The sequence below is a fragment of the Robertmurraya massiliosenegalensis JC6 genome (genome assembly GCF_000311725.1).
Lineage (GTDB): Bacteria > Bacillota > Bacilli > Bacillales > Cytobacillaceae > Robertmurraya > Robertmurraya massiliosenegalensis.
The window spans coordinates 116,610-133,425 of record NZ_HE978511.1 but is presented as its reverse complement, the minus strand read 5'-3'; the positions used below and the strand labels follow the sequence as shown (position 1 = coordinate 133,425).

Here is a 16,816-nt window from a genome sequence, read left to right as displayed (position 1 = left end):
GATGGAAAACGGAGCATTTACGATTCATATCAACGGCAAGGAGTATTCCGCAAAAGAAGGTCAAACGATCTTGGATGTAGCTCAGTCACAAGATTATATGATTCCAAGTATTTGCTATCATCCGAATTTGGGGTCTATTCAAACATGTGATACTTGCTTCGTTCAGGCAAATGGGGAGATGGTTCGAGCTTGTACTCACAAAGCAGAACCGGACATGTTGGTTGATACCCAATCAAAAATGGTCAAGGAAGCTCAAAATGAAGCAATGAGCAGAATCCTAAAAAATCATGAGCTTTATTGTACAGTTTGCGATAACAATAATGGCAATTGTGTCGTTCATAATACCGCTGAGTATTTGGAAATTGAGCATCAAAAATATGAATTTCAACCAAAGCCGTATCCGCCCGATAATTCCCATCCTTTTTACCGCTATGAGCCGGACCAATGTATTTTATGTGGGCGTTGTGTGGAGGCTTGTCAGGATTTACAGGTCAACGAAACGTTAACGATCGATTGGAATAGAGAAGCGCCAAGGGTAATTTGGGACAATGATGTACCCATCGACCAATCTTCCTGTGTATCTTGTGGTCATTGTGTAACCGTCTGTCCATGTAATGCTTTAATGGAAAAAACGATGCTCGGCGAAGCTGGATTTCTAACGTCTATTCCACCAAAGATTTTAGAACCGATGATCGATATGACAAAAGAAGTAGAACCGGGCTATAAAGAGATTTTTGCGATTTCTGAAGTGGAAGCAGCGATGCGTAAATCTCGTATTAAACGAACAAAGACGGTTTGTACGTACTGTGGTGTTGGATGCAGCTTTGAGGTTTGGACAAAAGATCGAAAAATTTTGAAAATTGAGCCCCAAGCTGAAGCACCTGTCAATGGTATCTCTACCTGTGTTAAAGGAAAATTCGGTTGGGATTTTGTTAATAGCGAAGAGCGTTTGACAAAACCATTAATTCGGAAAGGGGAAGAGTTTGTTGAGGCAACATGGGAAGAAGCGTTGCAATTAATTGCATCAAAGTTGTCAGGAATTAAAGAAGAGCATGGTCCAGATTCGATCGGTTACATCGCTTCATCCAAATGTTCAAATGAGGAAAATTTTATTTTCCAGAAGTTTGCTCGTTCAGTGATGGGGACGAATAATATTGATAACTGTTCCCGTTACTGTCAATCTCCGGCAACAACAGGTCTTATGCGTACGGTTGGAATTGGTGGTGACTCTGGGACAATGCGTGATATTGAAAAGTCGGAGTTAATCATTGTTATCGGAGCGAACCCGGCTGAATCCCATCCCGTGCTTGCTACAAGAATTAAAAGATCGCATAAGCTACACGGTCAAAAAATAATCGTTGCTGATATTCGCAAGCATGAATTAGCGGAGCGAGCGAATCTTCATATTCATCCGAAACCGAGCACAGACCTCGTTTGGCTGTCTGCTGTCACGAAATATATTTTTGACCAAGGTTGGGAAGATAAAGAATTTTTACAATCACGAGTCAATGATGTGGAAAAATACAAAGCATCGTTAGATAAATTCACGTTGGATTACGCAGAGGAAATAACGGGATTGTCTCAGGAGGAAATTATTCAATTAGCGGAAATGATTCATGAAGCAAAATCAGTCTGTATTTTATGGGCGATGGGAATAACTCAACATTTAGGTGGATCAGATGGTAGTACAGCCATTTCAAATCTATTACTAGTTACAGGAAATTATGGACGTGAAGGAACAGGTGCTTACCCGTTAAGGGGTCATAACAATGTTCAAGGAGCTTGTGATTTCGGTACAATGCCTGCATGGTATCCAGGGTATGAGCCAGTACAAGATAAAGAAGTAAGAGAACGGTATGAGAAAGCATGGGGCGTATCACTACCAGAAAAACCTGGGATGAATAACCACCAAATGGTAGAAGGTATTCAGGATGGGAAAATAAGAGCGATGTATTTATTTGGAGAAGATATGGCAATCGTCGATTCCAATTCAAATCATGTGCATGATGCATTTGAAAAATTAGAGTTTTTCGTCGTTCAGGATGTCTTTTTTTCCAAAACCGCTCAGTTTGCAAATGTCGTCTTGCCAGCAGCCCCAAGTCTTGAAAAAGATGGTACATTTACCAATACAGAAAGAAGAATTCAACGTTTCCATAAAGTGTTTGAGCCACTTGGAGAAGCAAAACCAGATTGGCTTATTTTCCAAGAGTTAGCCAATCGCTTAGGTGCCAAATGGAATTATAAGGACCCAAGTGAAATTATGGCAGAGGCAGCATCCCTTGCACCGATCTTTTCCGGTGTGAGCTATGAACGTTTAGAAGGTTGGAATACGTTAATATGGCCAGTTAAAAAAGATGGAACCGATACTCCCCTTTTATATGAAGAGCGTTTCTTTTTTCCAGATGGGAAAGCGAGACTTTATCCAGTAGATTGGACGCCACCGTTTATAGCAGGAGAAGAGTACGATCTTCACTTAAATAATGGTCGCTTGCTTGAACATTTCCATGAAGGAAATATGACGTATCGTTCAGAAGGATTGACTCATAAAGTTCCCCATCCATGGCTTGATGTATCAACAGAACTCGCAAAAGAAAGGGGACTTGAGGACGGTTCTTTAGTTCGTTTAACTTCTCCATATGGACAAGTCAAAGTAAGAGTAATGGTTACTGACCGGGTAAAAGGAAATGAAATCTATTTGACGATGAATTCAAGTGAAGATTATGAAGCGGTTAATCGCCTGACGAGTAGCTATCACGATAAAATCACCCATACACCTAACTATAAGGAAATGGGTGTGAAAATGGATGTATTAGAAGAAAAGGGTGAGCCACCACTGCCAAAGGTGAATCATCGCTTTGGTAATCGTATACCTCAGCTTAGTGTAAAAGTGGAGGAAAAATGGAGAAGAGTAGATTTTACACCAATACCAGAATGGATAGAGGGGGAGCACTATGGCGAAAGCGATCAGGCAAATTAGTAAAAGTGTACCGAACCCAATAGATGAACAAAAGGAGTCGATCGCAACCTTACTTCAAGCTATTGGAGATAATCGTGAAGCTTTAATGACGACGCTTGATATCATTAAAGGCTTACATGAAATGGGCGTCCTCGATGCAGCCAAATCAATGCTTGAGCAACGTGAAGATATTGGCGCCATTGCCATGCAACAAGCAAATCAGACAGGTGTTCATAATATCGTAAAAAATGGAATGACGGCGATCCAATTCGTCGGTTCAATTAATCCTGAACAATTGCAATCGATTTTACAAGGATTATATACGGGTTTTGAGCGGATGTTAGATGTCGTCAAAACTGGGGAGCAGAAAAGTTTAATTAAATTAGGTTCAAGTTTAAGAGATCCAGATGTAAAGGTATCACTAACAACGATGGTTGAATTTTTGCATGGAATGGGAGAAGCGTTTAAACGGGAAAATGAAAAAGTCAATTAGAGGGTGACTAGATTGGAAAGAGGAAAAATCACACTACAAGGAATTCGTTCTCAAGAAGATGCAGACAAGATTCTCCATGCCTTAAACGAGGTATGGGGAGTTCGTAGTGCAGAAGTGAATGTAAATAGCAAGGAAGCAGTTGTCAATTTTGACGAGAAGGCAGCTTCCTTACAGGACTTTGAACAAGCGATTATTGATTCTGGTTATGATCTACACAAACAATAAGAAGGAGGCCATGGCATGAGAGTCTGTGAGGTTTGCGGTGTTGAAGAAGAATGGAACCCAACTGAAATAGATGGGGACAAAATAGAAATGGGCTTTCTCCATGTATGTGAAGCTTGTCAACAAGATCGAAAGTTCCATCTATACGAACCAATGGAATAATGAGAAAAACGGAAGGAAGATGATATGAACCCGATTGAAATAAAGCGAAAGATCATGCGATTTCAAGACGGAAATCTAGCAGCGAAGGATGATCCGATCGTAACAGAGTACCCTCTTACAGTGAAATTAAATGGTAAAGAATGGGTAACGATGGTCTGTTCACCAGAATATATAGATGATTTAACGATCGGTTTTCTCGCATCTGAAGGTGTAATTAAAAAATATGAAGACATTGAAGAAATTTGGTTTCAAGAAAAAGAGGGCTTTATTCATGTTAAGACGAAGGAAGTGAATCCCTTTTATGAAAAGCTCCAAAACAAACGATACATCACGTCCTGTTGTGGAGCGAGTAGGCAAGGGTTTGTGTTTGCTACCGATGCTTTAGGCACGAAGAAAGTCGATCGCTTGAATGTGAAGTTAGCGATAGAGGATTCTTTTCGCCTTATGAGTGAAATGGAGAGTCGTGCGAAGGTATTTCAAGAGACTGGTGGTGTACACAATGCGGCACTATGCGATAAAGATGGGATCCTTTTAATGCGGATGGATATCGGTCGTCATAATGCTCTAGATAAGATCTATGGTTATTGCCTAAAAAACAATATAAAAATTCATGATAAAATCATTGCCTTCAGCGGAAGAATCTCTTCGGAAATAGTAGTAAAAGTTGCCAAAATTGGATGTGAAATCATCCTCTCTAAATCAGCGCCAACTCAATTAGCTTTGGAACTCGCCGAACAACTTGCGATCACAACGATTGGGTTTATTAGGGAGGATTCACTAAATATTTATACTCGTCCAGAAAGAATTAAGGTAGCTAAGGGACTACATGAAGAAATTGTAAGTAAAGAGGAATTGTTCAATAAAAAAAAGAGCATTTGATTGCTCTTTTTTATTGTTTCTTTCTTTGTAAAGCCTTCTCTGCAAGGAATAAGCCGATGGTTTTATTTCTCTTCCAAATCGATGGAAAATTATCGAGTGGAAGGCTATTATTTTCAATTAAATGACCGATTTCTACAGTGAATGCAGGTTTTTCAAACTCTTCCACAAACCAATCGGTAAATCCACCACCTTGCTGATGAAAAGCCGGTTCTTCTAATTCATAATTTGTTATATCTGCGATTTTTTCAGCGATCGTATAATAATCATCTGTAAATTTCGTCGTATGGGTGAGTCCCCATTGATGGTATCCCCAAAATATTACATTTCCTGAAGAGTGATAGGCGGCAGCGATTTCTGGATTAATCTCACGGGTAAAAGCAACGAGCGCTTTTACTTCTTCTGCTTCTAACGGCATCGTACCTTTGTAGAATTGGTAACTTGGTTTAGAATTCACTCCTTTTAAATTTTCCCAATTAGCTGGATATTGACGATTAAGATCGATTCCGTGAATATTCGATTTCCATCTAGCAAAATCTCTTGAACCTTCATTCATATCCATTAGCGTTCTATGGGTATAAGCTGGAAAAGCATGGAGCCCATATTGTTGCAGGGTAACGCCATCAGGATTGACCATGGGAACAAACCAAATCGACACTTTATCAAATATTTTCGGGTTAAATCCCTCGATTGCTTGATGTTGATTATATGCCTCTAAATAGCGCTCAAGCATTCTCATTAGTAGAGCACTTGTCATCCATTCTCTTGCGTGATGAGCTCCATGCATTAATACAGAGGTTTTCCCATTGCCTAATTTGATTGCCCAAATTTTCCTTCCAAAGGTAGTGGTCGTCAATGTTTTGTAAGTAAAGAGGTTTGGATATTGCTTTGAAAGTTGATAAATATCTTCGGTTAATGCTTCATATGTATACATGACCTTTGGATTGACTTCATTGGCATGACAGGTTGAAGGAACAGCGATGAAGATGATAATTAGGGTCCATATTAGCTTTTTAAACATTTTCATATTACATAGTCTGTTTTAATCACCGTCATTTCATGAGATTTTTTTAAAAAAAGTTAGTAAAAATGAAGGCAATAAATAATTGAAATTTAGTTACTATTCAGTCTATAATAAGAATAATTAAATAGTTATCAAGAGTGACCGAGAGAACTGGCTCTAAGACGTCACAGCAACCTGTATGAACGCAAGGTGCTCCAACCAGCAAAGCGATTGCTTTGGATGATAAAACGGTCGAAACTCCTTTTGTATCCAAATTGCAAGAGGAGTTTTTATTTTTTTAGGGGAGAGATAGTGTATGAATATAAGTGGAATGGCAAGAAATTATATTGCAAAGTATTTCAGCAGCGAAGATTTTTTAGTCCATGTTTCGAAAACAGTAGAACGACAATTGCAAGAATGGAATACATCCTATGAAGTGATTGTCATGAAGGTGGAAAACTATCATTGGAATGTAAAAATTGACGAGCGTTATTATGAGCTTCATTTAACTGAGGAAGAAATTAAAGTTTTGCAAAAACGAGATCCATATGCACTTGATCGGAGAATATGGAAGGAGTTGAAGGCACAAGGACTTCCGATTAAATATGGGGATGGAAACTATTTAGATTTGGTTTTGTAATTTGTCATAAAAAAGCAGTCACATTTTTGACTTCCTGTCATATATTATTTTCGGTGTGAAATATGAGATGGAAGGAAGTATGGACAATGAAAGAGAGTCAATTTACGATCAAAAGAAGTGACAATGTTACAAATGGAAATGGATTTAAAGTTGTGAAAGTAGAGGTTTCAGCACCAGTCGAAAAATTATATGCAGTTTGTACGCCAGTAAATTTAAAATAAAGGAAATATTACTGCTGATTTAATCTTCAGTAATTTGACAATTATTTTATTTTTTGTCGAAATGCTATTATAATATAGCTTGTGATTATGCATTAGAATGGCTTTATTTGCTCCTTTTCTTAGCATAGTTTAATCAAAAGTGTCACTAGATAGTATTTCGCAAAATTTTTTAGTTTTTTAAACCTATAGTTGAATATTTACATGCTTGAAAGACTATGTTACTATCAGTCATGCTTTGATTGTTAGGAAAACGAAATTTTATCCTTCAAAGCGAAGCATATTATTTTCAACGGGGTGTAGGTTAGATGAAAGAACAGATTTTTGTTCCGTTTGAAAATACGGAACTACTTAAAGAGATAAGTATACTACGTACGAAAAAGAGTGAATTGTATCACAAAAGTGGCCCTAATAGTCCTGTGTATCTAGATCTAGCACTAAAGCTTGATTTTCTAGAAACAAAATACATCGAAGAAAAAATAGATCATCTTATTAATATTTAACTTTTTTTGTCAACTAATTTTGACGAATGAAAGTATCGAGGTTTTCATCCATAATGTGGGCTTTATAATTGTGTAATGTAAGGGTATCGATAAAAGATGCTCTTTTTTTTATAGGGAAGAGTTAGAATAAAAAGAAAATTAATAATGAACGACCATTCATTTTGTGGTATCTTACATATAGGTGGTAAAAATAGGTGGTGATCATTTGCTTGTAAAAAGGAGGTCCATTAAGGGCAGACAGGAGAATGTACGTTATATTCAAGGATTGGTTTCCCTTCATAATGTTCAGTTAAATGTGTATTGTTTTGAAGTGGATGGGCTACTTGTGGATACAGGTGCTCAAGTACTATTAAACGAGTTTAAGCCTTTTTTTGCAGAGGCAGATGTCGAGCAAGTGGTGATTACCCATTTTCATGAAGACCATACTGGCGGTGCAGCTTTTTTACAACGAGAATATCAACTGACAATTTATCAGAATGAAATGACGATCGAAGAGTGTGCTAAGAAAGCTGACTATCCTTTGTACCGTAAGATATTTTGGGGCAAAAGGAAACCCTATGAAGCAATTCCAATCGGTGAGACATTTACATCAAGAAAGGCAACATGGGATGTCATTCCCACACCCGGTCATGCTAAAGATCATCTCGCTTTTCTAAATCGTGAGACAGGACAGCTTTTTTCAGGAGATTTATATGTGACGCAGAAAACGAAGCTTGCTTTACGTGAAGAAAGTATTCCATCCATTATTCAATCATTAGAAAAGGTATTGACGTATGATTTTACTGAATTATTCTGCTGTCATGCTGGTTTTATCAAAGATGGACGTAAAGCTTTGACTAACAAGCTTCATTACTTAAAAGAATTGCAGGAAATGATTGTCACTCTTCAAAAGGAAGGATTGAATGAATTGGAGATACAAGCGAAATTGTTTAAAAAGAAGTATCCGCTCACATTTTTTTCTTCAGGAGAATGGGATTCGATTCATATCATTCGTTCTATTTTACGATAGTGTCATTTTATGAGATTAAAAGGAGGAAATTAAATGTCAAGGATACCAGCAATATTTCAAAATTTACGTATTCCAGTCATAGGATCACCACTTTTTATTATTAGTAATCCAAAACTAGTGATTGAACAGTGTAAAGCGGGAATTGTCGGTTCGATGCCTGCATTAAATGCCCGACCTGCTTCCCAATTGGATGAATGGCTTGCAGAAATTACGGAAGAATTAGCTTCCTATAATGCGAAAAATCCGGATCATCCTGCTGCCCCTTTTGCGATTAATCAAATTGTTCATAAGTCTAATGACCGCTTAGAGGCGGATATGGAGCTATGTGTAAAATATAAAGTTCCGATTATCATCACGTCTTTAGGAGCGAGAGAAGAAGTGAATATTGCCGCTCATAGCTATGGGGCTGTCGTCTTTCATGATGTTATCAATAATCGTTTTGCCCATAAGGCGATTGAAAAAGGAGCGGACGGATTAATTGCAGTAGCCACAGGTGCTGGCGGTCATGCAGGGAACAAAAGCCCCTTTGCGTTAGTACAAGAGATTCGAGAATGGTTTGATGGACCCCTTTCGTTAGCAGGCTCGATCGCAAATGGAAACGCTATCTTAGCTACCCAAGCAATGGGGGCAGATTTTGCCTATATTGGCTCACCTTTTATTGCGACGAAAGAAGCGAGGGCGGCTACAGAATATAAGCAAACAATCGTTGAATGTACTTCTGATGATATTGTTTATAGCAATCTTTTTACTGGTGTACACGGGAACTATTTGGCACCATCCATTCGTGCTGCAGGATTGGATCCAACTGCTCTCCCTGAGAGTGATCCTTCAAAAATGAATTTTGGTGGTGAAACGAATGCGAAAGCATGGAAAGATATTTGGGGGAGTGGACAAGGGATTGCGGCTGTTAAAGAGATTACATCAGCTGCAGAATTTGTAGAAAAACTTCAGAAAGAATATGTTGCTGCAAAAAAGAAGTTATGGGAGGTGACTCATTAATTTGAATAAAAAAAAGGAGCTTGCGAAATGTAAGCTCCTCTACTAGTTTTAGTTATTCGTTGAGCCTTCAATAAGCGTTCCTCTTTTGTAGTGATTCATTTCAGTTAATTCAATGATATACTCGTAGTTATCGATGGCACTTTGAATTTCTTCTTTTTGTTCTTTTAAAAGTGTTGGATCCTTTAATTTATCCTCTAGGTGATGCTTCTTTTCTTCTAATGTTTGTTTGATTTCTTGATAGTTCATCATCAACACCCCTTTGTGAGCTTATTTTCGTAAGCGCTTTCTAAATCTAGTATACAAGAACTTATTATCTATTAATCCGTAAAAATATTAAGAATTTGTGAAACATTGCTACAGTTATCGATTTTTGGTGAGAGAATAATTTTTAACTTTTTTCATTTTTTTATAGCATTTTTAAATGATTGTTGTTAATATAGTGAATGAATTATTAATGGAAAGCAGATAGTCAATATCAGGGTCTTTCCAAGCAGATAATTTTGACCACTTTTTCTTTTGGAAAAAGTTAAGGCATCGGTTCGCCGGGTCAAATGCCGATTGGCAACGTAGTTGCCCTATTGATTGAGTTAAAAGCTCAAATTTTATAAGTTGGTTACTTTACAACCAGTGTGCGGGATGCATATCAACTTGTGAAACGGTCAATAAGAGTGGTAAAAGTAATTATTTGCTATATAGACTCTGAACCTATTGATATATTTAAATATTAAAAAGCTTTCCATTCATGATCTGGATTATACATACTATTCTCATGTCTTTAATTAGCTTTTTTAATATTTATATTTATATCTCAAGCAAGTGATGCGCATGTTGATGCGTTTTTTCACTTGCTTTTTTATTTGTTCTTTGACCGTGAGCAAAACCACAAAATCTTATGGAAAAGGGGAATGAAAAATGGGGAAAGCACTTATTATTGGTTGTGGTGGAGTGGCATCTGTTGCCATCCATAAGTGTGTTCAAAACAGCGAGGTCTTCGAAGAAATTTGTATTGCGAGCCGTACAAAGTCCAAATGTGATGATTTAAAGGCAAAATTAGACGGTGGCAAAACAAAGATTACGACGGCACAAGTAGATGCAAACAATGTTGAGGAATTGATTGCTTTAATTGAAGAAGTAAAGCCAGATGTGGTTATGAACTTAGCATTGCCATACCAAGATTTAACGATTATGGATGCTTGTCTAGCAACAAAGACACATTACATGGACACAGCAAACTATGAGCCAGAAGATACGGCAAAATTTGAATATAAATGGCAGTGGGATTATAAAGAGCGCTTTGAAGAAGCTGGAATTACAGCACTTCTTGGTAGTGGATTTGATCCTGGTGTAACAGGGGTGTTTACTGCTCATGCGTTAAAGCATCATTTCGATGAAATCGAATATATCGATATCCTTGACTGTAATGCTGGAGACCACGGCTATCCATTCGCAACAAATTTCAATCCTGAAATCAATATTCGTGAAGTTTCTGCCAATGGCCGCTATTGGGAAAATGGCGAGTGGATTGAAACAAAGCCAATGGAAGTCAAGCGTGTATATGATTTTCCTGAAGTTGGTCCAAAAGATATGTATCTACTTTACCATGAAGAGCTTGAATCTCTTGCGAAGCATGTTCCAGGACTTAAACGCATCCGTTTCTTCATGACATTTGGTGAAAGCTACTTGACTCATTTAAGAGCTCTCGAAAATGTAGGAATGACGTCAATCGAACCAATTGAATTTGAAGGCCAACAAATCATTCCCCTTCAATTTTTGAAGGCTGTTTTACCAGATCCTGCTTCTCTTGGACCACGTACAAAAGGGAAAACGAATATTGGATGTATCTTCCGTGGCAAGAAGGACGGCAAAGAGAAAACGTACTATGTATACAACGTATGTGATCATGAAGCATGCTACGCAGAAGTTGGTTCTCAAGCTGTTTCATATACAACAGGTGTACCAGCGATGATCGGAGCCATGATGATTATGACTGGCAAATGGAATAAGCCCGGCGTATTCAATATTGAGGAATTTGATCCAGATCCATTCATGGAAGCATTAAATAAATGGGGGCTTCCATGGCAAGAAAGCTTTAACCCCGTTCTTGTAGATGCTGATGAAGTGGCAAAAGAACCGGAGTTTGTTGGCTAAAATGCGCTTCGAAGAATTACCAACACCCAGTTATGTAGTAGATGAAGCACTTTTAGAAAAAAATCTTCGGGTTCTTAATGGGGTTATGGAGAGAACCGGAGCAAAAATCATTCTTGCCCAAAAAGCGTTTTCCATGTACTCGATGTATCCGCTTATTGGAGAGTATTTAAGTGGTACGGCAGCAAGTGGATTATACGAAGCAAAACTTGGATTTGAGGAGATGGGAAAAGAGAATCACTGCTTTTCCCCAGCATACCGTGAAGATGAAATCGATGAGATTATTTCTTACTGTGACCACATCATTTTCAACTCTTTTTCACAAGTTGAAAAATACCGCGATAAAGTGTTAAAAGCGGGAAAAAAAATAGGTCTTCGCATCAACCCGGAATGTTCGACACAAGTAGGTCATGAAATCTATAATCCATGCGCAGTTGGATCACGTTTTGGCGTAACCATCGAACATTTTCGCCCAGAGCAACTAGAAGGAATTTCTGGTCTTCATTTTCATACATTATGTCAGCAAAACTCTGATGACTTAGCGACGACGCTTGATGCAGTAGAAGAAAAGTTTGGTCCTTGGTTGTCGGAGATGGAATGGATAAATTTCGGTGGCGGTCATCATATTACTCGGGAAGATTACGATATTCCGTTATTAGAGGACTGTATTCGACGAATGCAGCATAAATATGGTTTGCAAGTGTATCTTGAGCCAGGTGAAGCAGTTGCCTTGAATGCGGGGTTTTTGATTACGACGGTTCTGGATACCCTCCAAAATGGAATGGATATTGCGATTCTTGATACGTCCGCATCTTGTCATATGCCAGATGTGTTGGAAATGCCTTACCGCCCACCATTACTTGGTTCTGGTGAAGCAGGGGAGAAAGCCTATACTTATCGATTAGGTGGGCCGACTTGTCTTTCTGGCGATAATATTGGCGACTATTCTTTTGATGAACCGTTAAAAAATGGTGAGCGCCTCGTGTTTGGTGACATGGCGATCTATACAATGGTCAAGAATACGACATTTAATGGGATGGCGCTACCTTCCATTGCAGTTCGTGATAAAAACGGTGACTGTCGTGTATTACACAAGTTCGGATATGAAGATTTTAAGATGAGATTAACGTAATTCGTTGATGAGGACCACTTTTCGTTGAGTGGTCCTTTTGTGCTGTTTCCGGAATTGTTGTACGAAGTTACGGAATTAATGCTCAAAGTTACGGAATTATGCTCGAAAGTTCCGGAATTAATTTCATTTTTCCGGAATTATGCCCGAAAGTTCCGGAATTCCTCATTCAGATAGTAGACACGGCCCTTTGTGGAACCTGAATGAGGCAGATTCATAGATTTCAGCAAGTAATTTACCACATCTGGAGAGTGAATATGGAAGAATTTACGGAATTCCTGGTTAGTAATGGTGGGTTTAACTAAAAATGAGTAATCTTTAAGGGATTCTAGATGGGCATCTTTACATTTTAGTTGGCATTTCGGACATTTCCAGGTGCCATAATGATGAATCATTCTTATATTTCCACACGCTGGACAACGAACTCCTGTTAATAGTTCTTCTTCCTTAATCCCATATTTTTTCAACAAATCAAATGACTCCTGGGTAGTTCTTTTTAAAAGAAGTCTAGATATTTTTCGGGTTGTTTTCTCATCATAAAGGGGGTTTTTACATGTATGATTTACTTCATCAATGCGCTCCAATAGACTATGACCATGAACGACCTTATTAAGGGCTTGTTTGTTTTGAGGACTCGTTTTGATGATTGTAGAGGGATTGCTTATGACCACATAATAGTCAACAGGGAGATTAAAACCATTGGACCTGAGCCAATTCGTCAGTTGTTGTTGGTGCCATTTTGCTTGAGAGAGGGGATCTTGGAAGCCTTCTTCCTTATCGTTCGCAGTGCGGATTAGTTGCTTGAAAGATTCATCGAAATAGAGAGTTCCGAAGAAATTTTTACATTCAAGGATTAGGGCAAAGCGAGAGGTGAGGAGGAGAAAATCAATTTGGAAAAAGTGGTTCTTACTTGGTAGTCGGAGAGAGTGAAAAATGAAGAAATCTTTATCTGGGAGGAAGTCAAGATAATAGGATACGGCTTTTTCACCTTTGTATCCTGCTAGAATTCGAATTAAATCTTGTTGAATTTCTAGTGTTTTCGGATGGTTTTCTAGTAAACGTTGTTGTAATTTTTCGAGGAAGGTGGCTCGAATTGGCTTTGAAAGTTCTTTTAAATACAAGTGCAACACTCCTTTTTAGTGATTTTTCGGAAGTATGAGTCGTTTTTCAGAAAAAAAGTGAAAAGTTCCGGAATTAATTTGATTTTTCCGGATTTATGCCCATAAGTTCCGGAATTAGCGAAAAAACCATCATCTTTGTGATGTTATTCACTTGCTATCATATCATAATTTCAGAGGAAAATAATGCAAAAAAATGCTAGAAGATAGGTTCCTAGCATTCATTTTGTTTGATCAAAAGATTTTTTCGACCAGGGTCAAGACGATTTCAAAGAGGATTAGGATGACGATGACCCATTCGACAAAAAGGCCGCGGATCGAATGACTAATATCAGAAAAACCACCCATAATATTGTAGAGGATTTCCGTCTTATCTTTGAGAATTTTATGGCGATCGCTTAGCTCGAGGAATTCAAGCATGCTTTCATAAAAATCGTTTGCGTCGCTTATTTGCCAAGTAATATCTGGTTTGTCCAAAATCATTATATAAGAAATCGTATTGTACTCGTGGCGAATGATTTTTGCCATCGTTCTTGCCAATTCCTTGTTGCCAATCCGCAGCTTTCCTTTTTCCAACCGGTCAATCATCATTTCTAGTTTATCGTGGATTTTTTCAAGCTGTTCCTCTGTTTTTTCTAACGCCACGGATTTTGCTAAAATCGTGGAAATTAGCTCAGGGTAGTAGACCTCATAATTCGGCGCGATGACATATTCGTCGGTTAGTTCAATTGGTTCATTTTCAGTAAAATGTAGGCTGTAATCATCCATATAGCGTTCGACATGACTCAGATCAAGTTCTGGTTCAAATGAGCGAATGAACTTGAAAAAAGTAACCATGTCTTCTTCTTTTGATACGTTAATAAAAACGAGGCTACCAAAGGAGAAAACGAGAACTTGTTCCATTTCCGTAGATGACTTTTTAAGAATGCTCTGGAGAATATCTCCTTTTAGAATTAAAGGTTCTTCCCAAGTAAATTTTTTTCGTATTCCACAGTGAGTCGCAATTTTGTTCAAATTAATCTCGTTTGTAATAGCAAATGCTTTGAAGGAAATAGCTTTCATATTTCTCACTCTTTTCGGCGTATTTGTACTATCTCAATCGTATTCAAATACGCACCTGAACATGCAAAAACAAAAAGAAGTCTCGAAAAATCAAGACTTCATGAGCAATTATCGATTATCAATTTTTTCTGGATTAAGGTCATGGTTCATTAAGCGATGCATTGCCATTTCCTCAAATTTTGTACCAGGTTTTCCATAGTTGCACCATGGATCAATGGAGATGCCACCTCGTGGAGTGAATTTTCCCCATACCTCGATATAGCGAGGGTCAAGGAGTTTAATTAGATCATTCATGATGATGTTGACACAGTCTTCATGGAAGTCACCGTGGTTTCTGAAGCTAAATAAATAGAGCTTTAATGATTTGCTTTCCACGATTTTTTTATTAGGAATATAAGAAATATACATGGTGGCAAAATCGGGTTGGGATGTGATCGGGCATAGACTTGTAAATTCAGGACAATTAAATTTCACGAAGTAATCACGATCAGAATGCAAATTGTCGACCGACTCCAAAACTTCTGGTGCATAATCAAACGAGTATTTCGTATTTTGATTTCCGAGTAATGTTAAATCATTTAAACCTTGTTCTTTATTTCGACCTGACATGAAAAATCCTCCTACAATAAAAATAAACCATGCCCAATATGGACATGGTGAACGGTCATGTATCCATAGTTTTTTATAGAGGGTGTATGCTATGAACCTCTCAATTCAATTATTCCTCTTTATATATTATAGAACACTTGTCCATTTCGTCAATGCTCTTTTCAAATTCGTGTAAAATGGTGTTCAATTACGCAATCCTATGTTATGATTTTTGAAGGAAAAATAACGGAAGAGGTTCTAGCCTACCCTCTATAAAAAACTAAGAAGAACAGTCATCCTTTCTTAGGTGACTGTTTTTATTTATTCTTTCGAACTTTTTCCAAAAAATCATCTGAGGTGTTTACTTTGAGAATCATTCTATATTTGCTTTCGATTATAACGGCGAATGTCGTGACAGCAGGATTTGCACCACTTGAATTAGGGGTTTTCATTGTACCGATGGGAACTTTTTTAATCGGTGCAACCTTTATTTTTCGAGATCTAGTGCAAAACAAATATGGACGTAAAAAGACGTATATATTCATTGCCGTTGCCTTAATTTTGTCAGGGGTTGTTTCCTATCTGTTGGGAGATTCATTATGGATCGTTTTTGCGTCAGCAGTATCTTTTTTAATTGCTGAAACGACCGATACAGAAATATACACAAGATTGAAGTTGCCCATGAATCTACGTATTTTATATAGTGGATTAGTAGGTGGATTATTCGACTCGATCCTTTTTGTGGTCCTTGGTTTAAGTCCACTTGGAGCAGGATTCCTACCTTGGGAGGCTGTTCCTGCAGCGATTGTAGGTCAAGTAATTGTGAAAACGCTCATTCAAGGGTTAGGGGCAGCTTTAATCAATCCCATCCATGCGCTAGTAAAAGGTCATTCTGTCACAAATTAATATCAACAAATAAAGAGGGTGCTCCATTGTAATTGGGGCACCCTCTTTGACCTGATCCGTACTTAACGTCCGAAGCCTTTAAATCCAGGCTTGCGGAAACCAGCTGAACCAGGAGCAGGCATGTTTGGAGACATGGCACCTGCAACTTGACCAGGAGCAGGCATGTTAGGATCAAAAGCACCTGCAACTTGACCTGGCGCTGGGCCTGGTGCAAATGCACCTGCTACTTGTCCGGGCATTGGTCCAGGCATTCCTGGTCCTGGTGCAGGCATGAACGCTCCAGCAACACTAGGTCCTGGACCCATATTCATGTTTGTAGAAGTTACATTATTCACTGCAGATTGAGTTTGAGGAAAAAAGTGTTGGTTTTGAATGTTAGTATGATTTACATGAGTTGTATGAGTTGGATGAATGTGCGGCTGTACTACGTTATTAAAAGAGTGTGTTGTACAACATTTAGTCGGGTGTACAATCGCAGGTAATACTTGAGACGGCTGTTTACAATGCATAATTTATTCCCCTTTCTTTTATGATTCACTAATACAATATGTAAAGAAGGGTGAGTTCGTATTAGTACAAACACCTAATTTTTAGGGAAAAGCCATGATTTAGAGAAGATAATAACCTGAAAATGGATAAAATACGTGTCTTTTATATAATAAAAAGAATATTGACTTTATTAGATTAGAAGTTTAAGATAGGTGTAACCGGTTACATAAAAGTTCGGTTATTTTTTAAAGTCTTTGTGTAACCGGTTACACAAGAATTTTAAAATACATAAATGTGG

At 38.1% G+C, this 16,816-nt stretch carries 19 protein-coding genes and 3 riboswitches; of the genes, 13 read left to right on the top strand and 6 right to left on the bottom strand.

What is annotated here, in order from left to right; all coding sequences use genetic code 11:
* Nucleotide 1: 1 nt before the first annotated feature.
* From fdhF to fdhD, 5 genes are read left to right on the top strand one after another with little or no spacing between them, the layout of a single operon-like run.
* Nucleotides 2–2,977, top strand: a complete 2,976-nt coding sequence (gene fdhF, locus BMSHG_RS00740; protein WP_019152515.1) for a formate dehydrogenase subunit alpha — start codon at nucleotides 2–4, stop codon at nucleotides 2,975–2,977.
* A complete protein-coding gene (locus BMSHG_RS00735; protein ID WP_019152514.1) occupies nucleotides 2,952–3,449 on the top strand; it encodes a DUF1641 domain-containing protein in 498 nt (165 codons plus the stop codon). The genes fdhF and BMSHG_RS00735 overlap by 26 nt, the downstream gene beginning before the upstream one ends.
* 12 nt (nucleotides 3,450–3,461) lie before the next feature.
* Nucleotides 3,462–3,674 carry a heavy-metal-associated domain-containing protein gene (locus tag BMSHG_RS25550; protein WP_019152513.1) on the top strand — a complete coding sequence of 71 codons (213 nt, stop codon included), beginning with the start codon at nucleotides 3,462–3,464 and terminating at the stop codon, nucleotides 3,672–3,674.
* Between the two features lie 15 nt (nucleotides 3,675–3,689).
* Nucleotides 3,690–3,833, top strand: coding sequence for a hypothetical protein (locus BMSHG_RS28090; RefSeq protein WP_019152512.1), 144 nt, complete (start codon nucleotides 3,690–3,692; stop codon nucleotides 3,831–3,833).
* A gap of 24 nt (nucleotides 3,834–3,857) precedes the next feature.
* A complete protein-coding gene (fdhD, locus tag BMSHG_RS00720) occupies nucleotides 3,858–4,712 on the top strand; it encodes a formate dehydrogenase accessory sulfurtransferase FdhD (protein WP_019152511.1) in 855 nt (284 codons plus the stop codon).
* A gap of 10 nt (nucleotides 4,713–4,722) precedes the next feature.
* Here fdhD and BMSHG_RS00715 read toward each other — a convergent pair whose 3' ends face one another.
* Nucleotides 4,723–5,730 carry a M14 family metallopeptidase gene (locus BMSHG_RS00715; protein ID WP_034658472.1) on the bottom strand — a complete coding sequence of 336 codons (1,008 nt, stop codon included), beginning with the start codon at nucleotides 5,728–5,730 and terminating at the stop codon, nucleotides 4,723–4,725.
* 128 nt (nucleotides 5,731–5,858) lie between these two features.
* A riboswitch (SAM riboswitch) is annotated at nucleotides 5,859–5,962 on the top strand.
* A gap of 66 nt (nucleotides 5,963–6,028) precedes the next feature.
* On the opposite strand from BMSHG_RS00715, the gene BMSHG_RS00710 reads away from it, so the two are divergent.
* The 5 genes from BMSHG_RS00710 to BMSHG_RS00690 all read left to right on the top strand — a co-directional run bounded on the left by BMSHG_RS00710 (nucleotide 6,029) and on the right by BMSHG_RS00690 (nucleotide 9,081).
* Nucleotides 6,029–6,352 carry a hypothetical protein gene (locus BMSHG_RS00710; protein ID WP_019152509.1) on the top strand — a complete coding sequence of 108 codons (324 nt, stop codon included), beginning with the start codon at nucleotides 6,029–6,031 and terminating at the stop codon, nucleotides 6,350–6,352.
* 86 nt (nucleotides 6,353–6,438) lie between these two features.
* On the top strand, nucleotides 6,439–6,573 hold the full coding sequence (locus tag BMSHG_RS29210) for a hypothetical protein (RefSeq protein ID WP_019152508.1): 135 nt from the start codon (nucleotides 6,439–6,441) through the stop codon (nucleotides 6,571–6,573).
* 305 nt (nucleotides 6,574–6,878) lie between these two features.
* On the top strand, nucleotides 6,879–7,073 hold the full coding sequence (locus BMSHG_RS00700; protein ID WP_019152507.1) for a hypothetical protein: 195 nt from the start codon (nucleotides 6,879–6,881) through the stop codon (nucleotides 7,071–7,073).
* 205 nt (nucleotides 7,074–7,278) lie between these two features.
* Complete coding sequence (locus BMSHG_RS00695; RefSeq protein WP_019152506.1) at nucleotides 7,279–8,082, top strand: MBL fold metallo-hydrolase; 804 nt, start codon at nucleotides 7,279–7,281, stop codon at nucleotides 8,080–8,082.
* 33 nt (nucleotides 8,083–8,115) lie between these two features.
* Nucleotides 8,116–9,081, top strand: a complete 966-nt coding sequence (locus tag BMSHG_RS00690) for an NAD(P)H-dependent flavin oxidoreductase (protein WP_019152505.1) — start codon at nucleotides 8,116–8,118, stop codon at nucleotides 9,079–9,081.
* A 48-nt stretch (nucleotides 9,082–9,129) separates the two neighbouring features.
* On the opposite strand, the gene BMSHG_RS00685 is transcribed toward BMSHG_RS00690, so the two are convergent.
* Nucleotides 9,130–9,327 (bottom strand): DUF3896 family protein, encoded by a 198-nt coding sequence (locus BMSHG_RS00685; protein WP_019152504.1) that lies wholly within the window; start codon nucleotides 9,325–9,327, stop codon nucleotides 9,130–9,132.
* A 666-nt stretch (nucleotides 9,328–9,993) separates the two neighbouring features.
* On the opposite strand from BMSHG_RS00685, the gene BMSHG_RS00680 reads away from it, so the two are divergent.
* Together BMSHG_RS00680 and nspC are read left to right on the top strand one after the other, a co-directional pair.
* A complete protein-coding gene (locus BMSHG_RS00680) occupies nucleotides 9,994–11,229 on the top strand; it encodes a saccharopine dehydrogenase family protein (RefSeq protein ID WP_019152503.1) in 1,236 nt (411 codons plus the stop codon).
* A gap of 1 nt (nucleotide 11,230) precedes the next feature.
* Nucleotides 11,231–12,358 (top strand): carboxynorspermidine decarboxylase, encoded by a 1,128-nt coding sequence (nspC, locus tag BMSHG_RS00675; protein ID WP_019152502.1) that lies wholly within the window; start codon nucleotides 11,231–11,233, stop codon nucleotides 12,356–12,358.
* Nucleotides 12,359–12,495: 137 nt separating this feature from the next.
* Here nspC and BMSHG_RS00670 read toward each other — a convergent pair whose 3' ends face one another.
* The 3 genes from BMSHG_RS00670 to queF form a co-directional block, all read right to left on the bottom strand.
* Nucleotides 12,496–13,485 (bottom strand): nuclease-related domain-containing protein, encoded by a 990-nt coding sequence (locus tag BMSHG_RS00670; protein ID WP_392397237.1) that lies wholly within the window; start codon nucleotides 13,483–13,485, stop codon nucleotides 12,496–12,498.
* 222 nt (nucleotides 13,486–13,707) lie between these two features.
* Nucleotides 13,708–14,535 carry an RMD1 family protein gene (locus BMSHG_RS00665; protein WP_019152500.1) on the bottom strand — a complete coding sequence of 276 codons (828 nt, stop codon included), beginning with the start codon at nucleotides 14,533–14,535 and terminating at the stop codon, nucleotides 13,708–13,710.
* Between the two features lie 108 nt (nucleotides 14,536–14,643).
* Nucleotides 14,644–15,144 carry a preQ(1) synthase gene (gene queF / locus BMSHG_RS00660; protein WP_019152499.1) on the bottom strand — a complete coding sequence of 167 codons (501 nt, stop codon included), beginning with the start codon at nucleotides 15,142–15,144 and terminating at the stop codon, nucleotides 14,644–14,646.
* Nucleotides 15,145–15,203: 59 nt separating this feature from the next.
* Nucleotides 15,204–15,250, bottom strand: a riboswitch (PreQ1 riboswitch).
* Nucleotides 15,251–15,369: 119 nt separating this feature from the next.
* Nucleotides 15,370–15,413, top strand: a riboswitch (PreQ1 riboswitch).
* Between the two features lie 76 nt (nucleotides 15,414–15,489).
* Between queF and BMSHG_RS00655 the strand changes: the two genes are divergently transcribed.
* Nucleotides 15,490–16,029: a VUT family protein gene (locus BMSHG_RS00655; RefSeq protein WP_019152498.1), complete on the top strand. Its 540-nt coding sequence runs from the start codon at nucleotides 15,490–15,492 to the stop codon at nucleotides 16,027–16,029.
* Between the two features lie 62 nt (nucleotides 16,030–16,091).
* Here BMSHG_RS00655 and BMSHG_RS00650 read toward each other — a convergent pair whose 3' ends face one another.
* Nucleotides 16,092–16,538, bottom strand: a complete 447-nt coding sequence (locus tag BMSHG_RS00650; RefSeq protein ID WP_019152497.1) for a spore coat protein — start codon at nucleotides 16,536–16,538, stop codon at nucleotides 16,092–16,094.
* Nucleotides 16,539–16,816 lie beyond the last annotated feature (278 nt).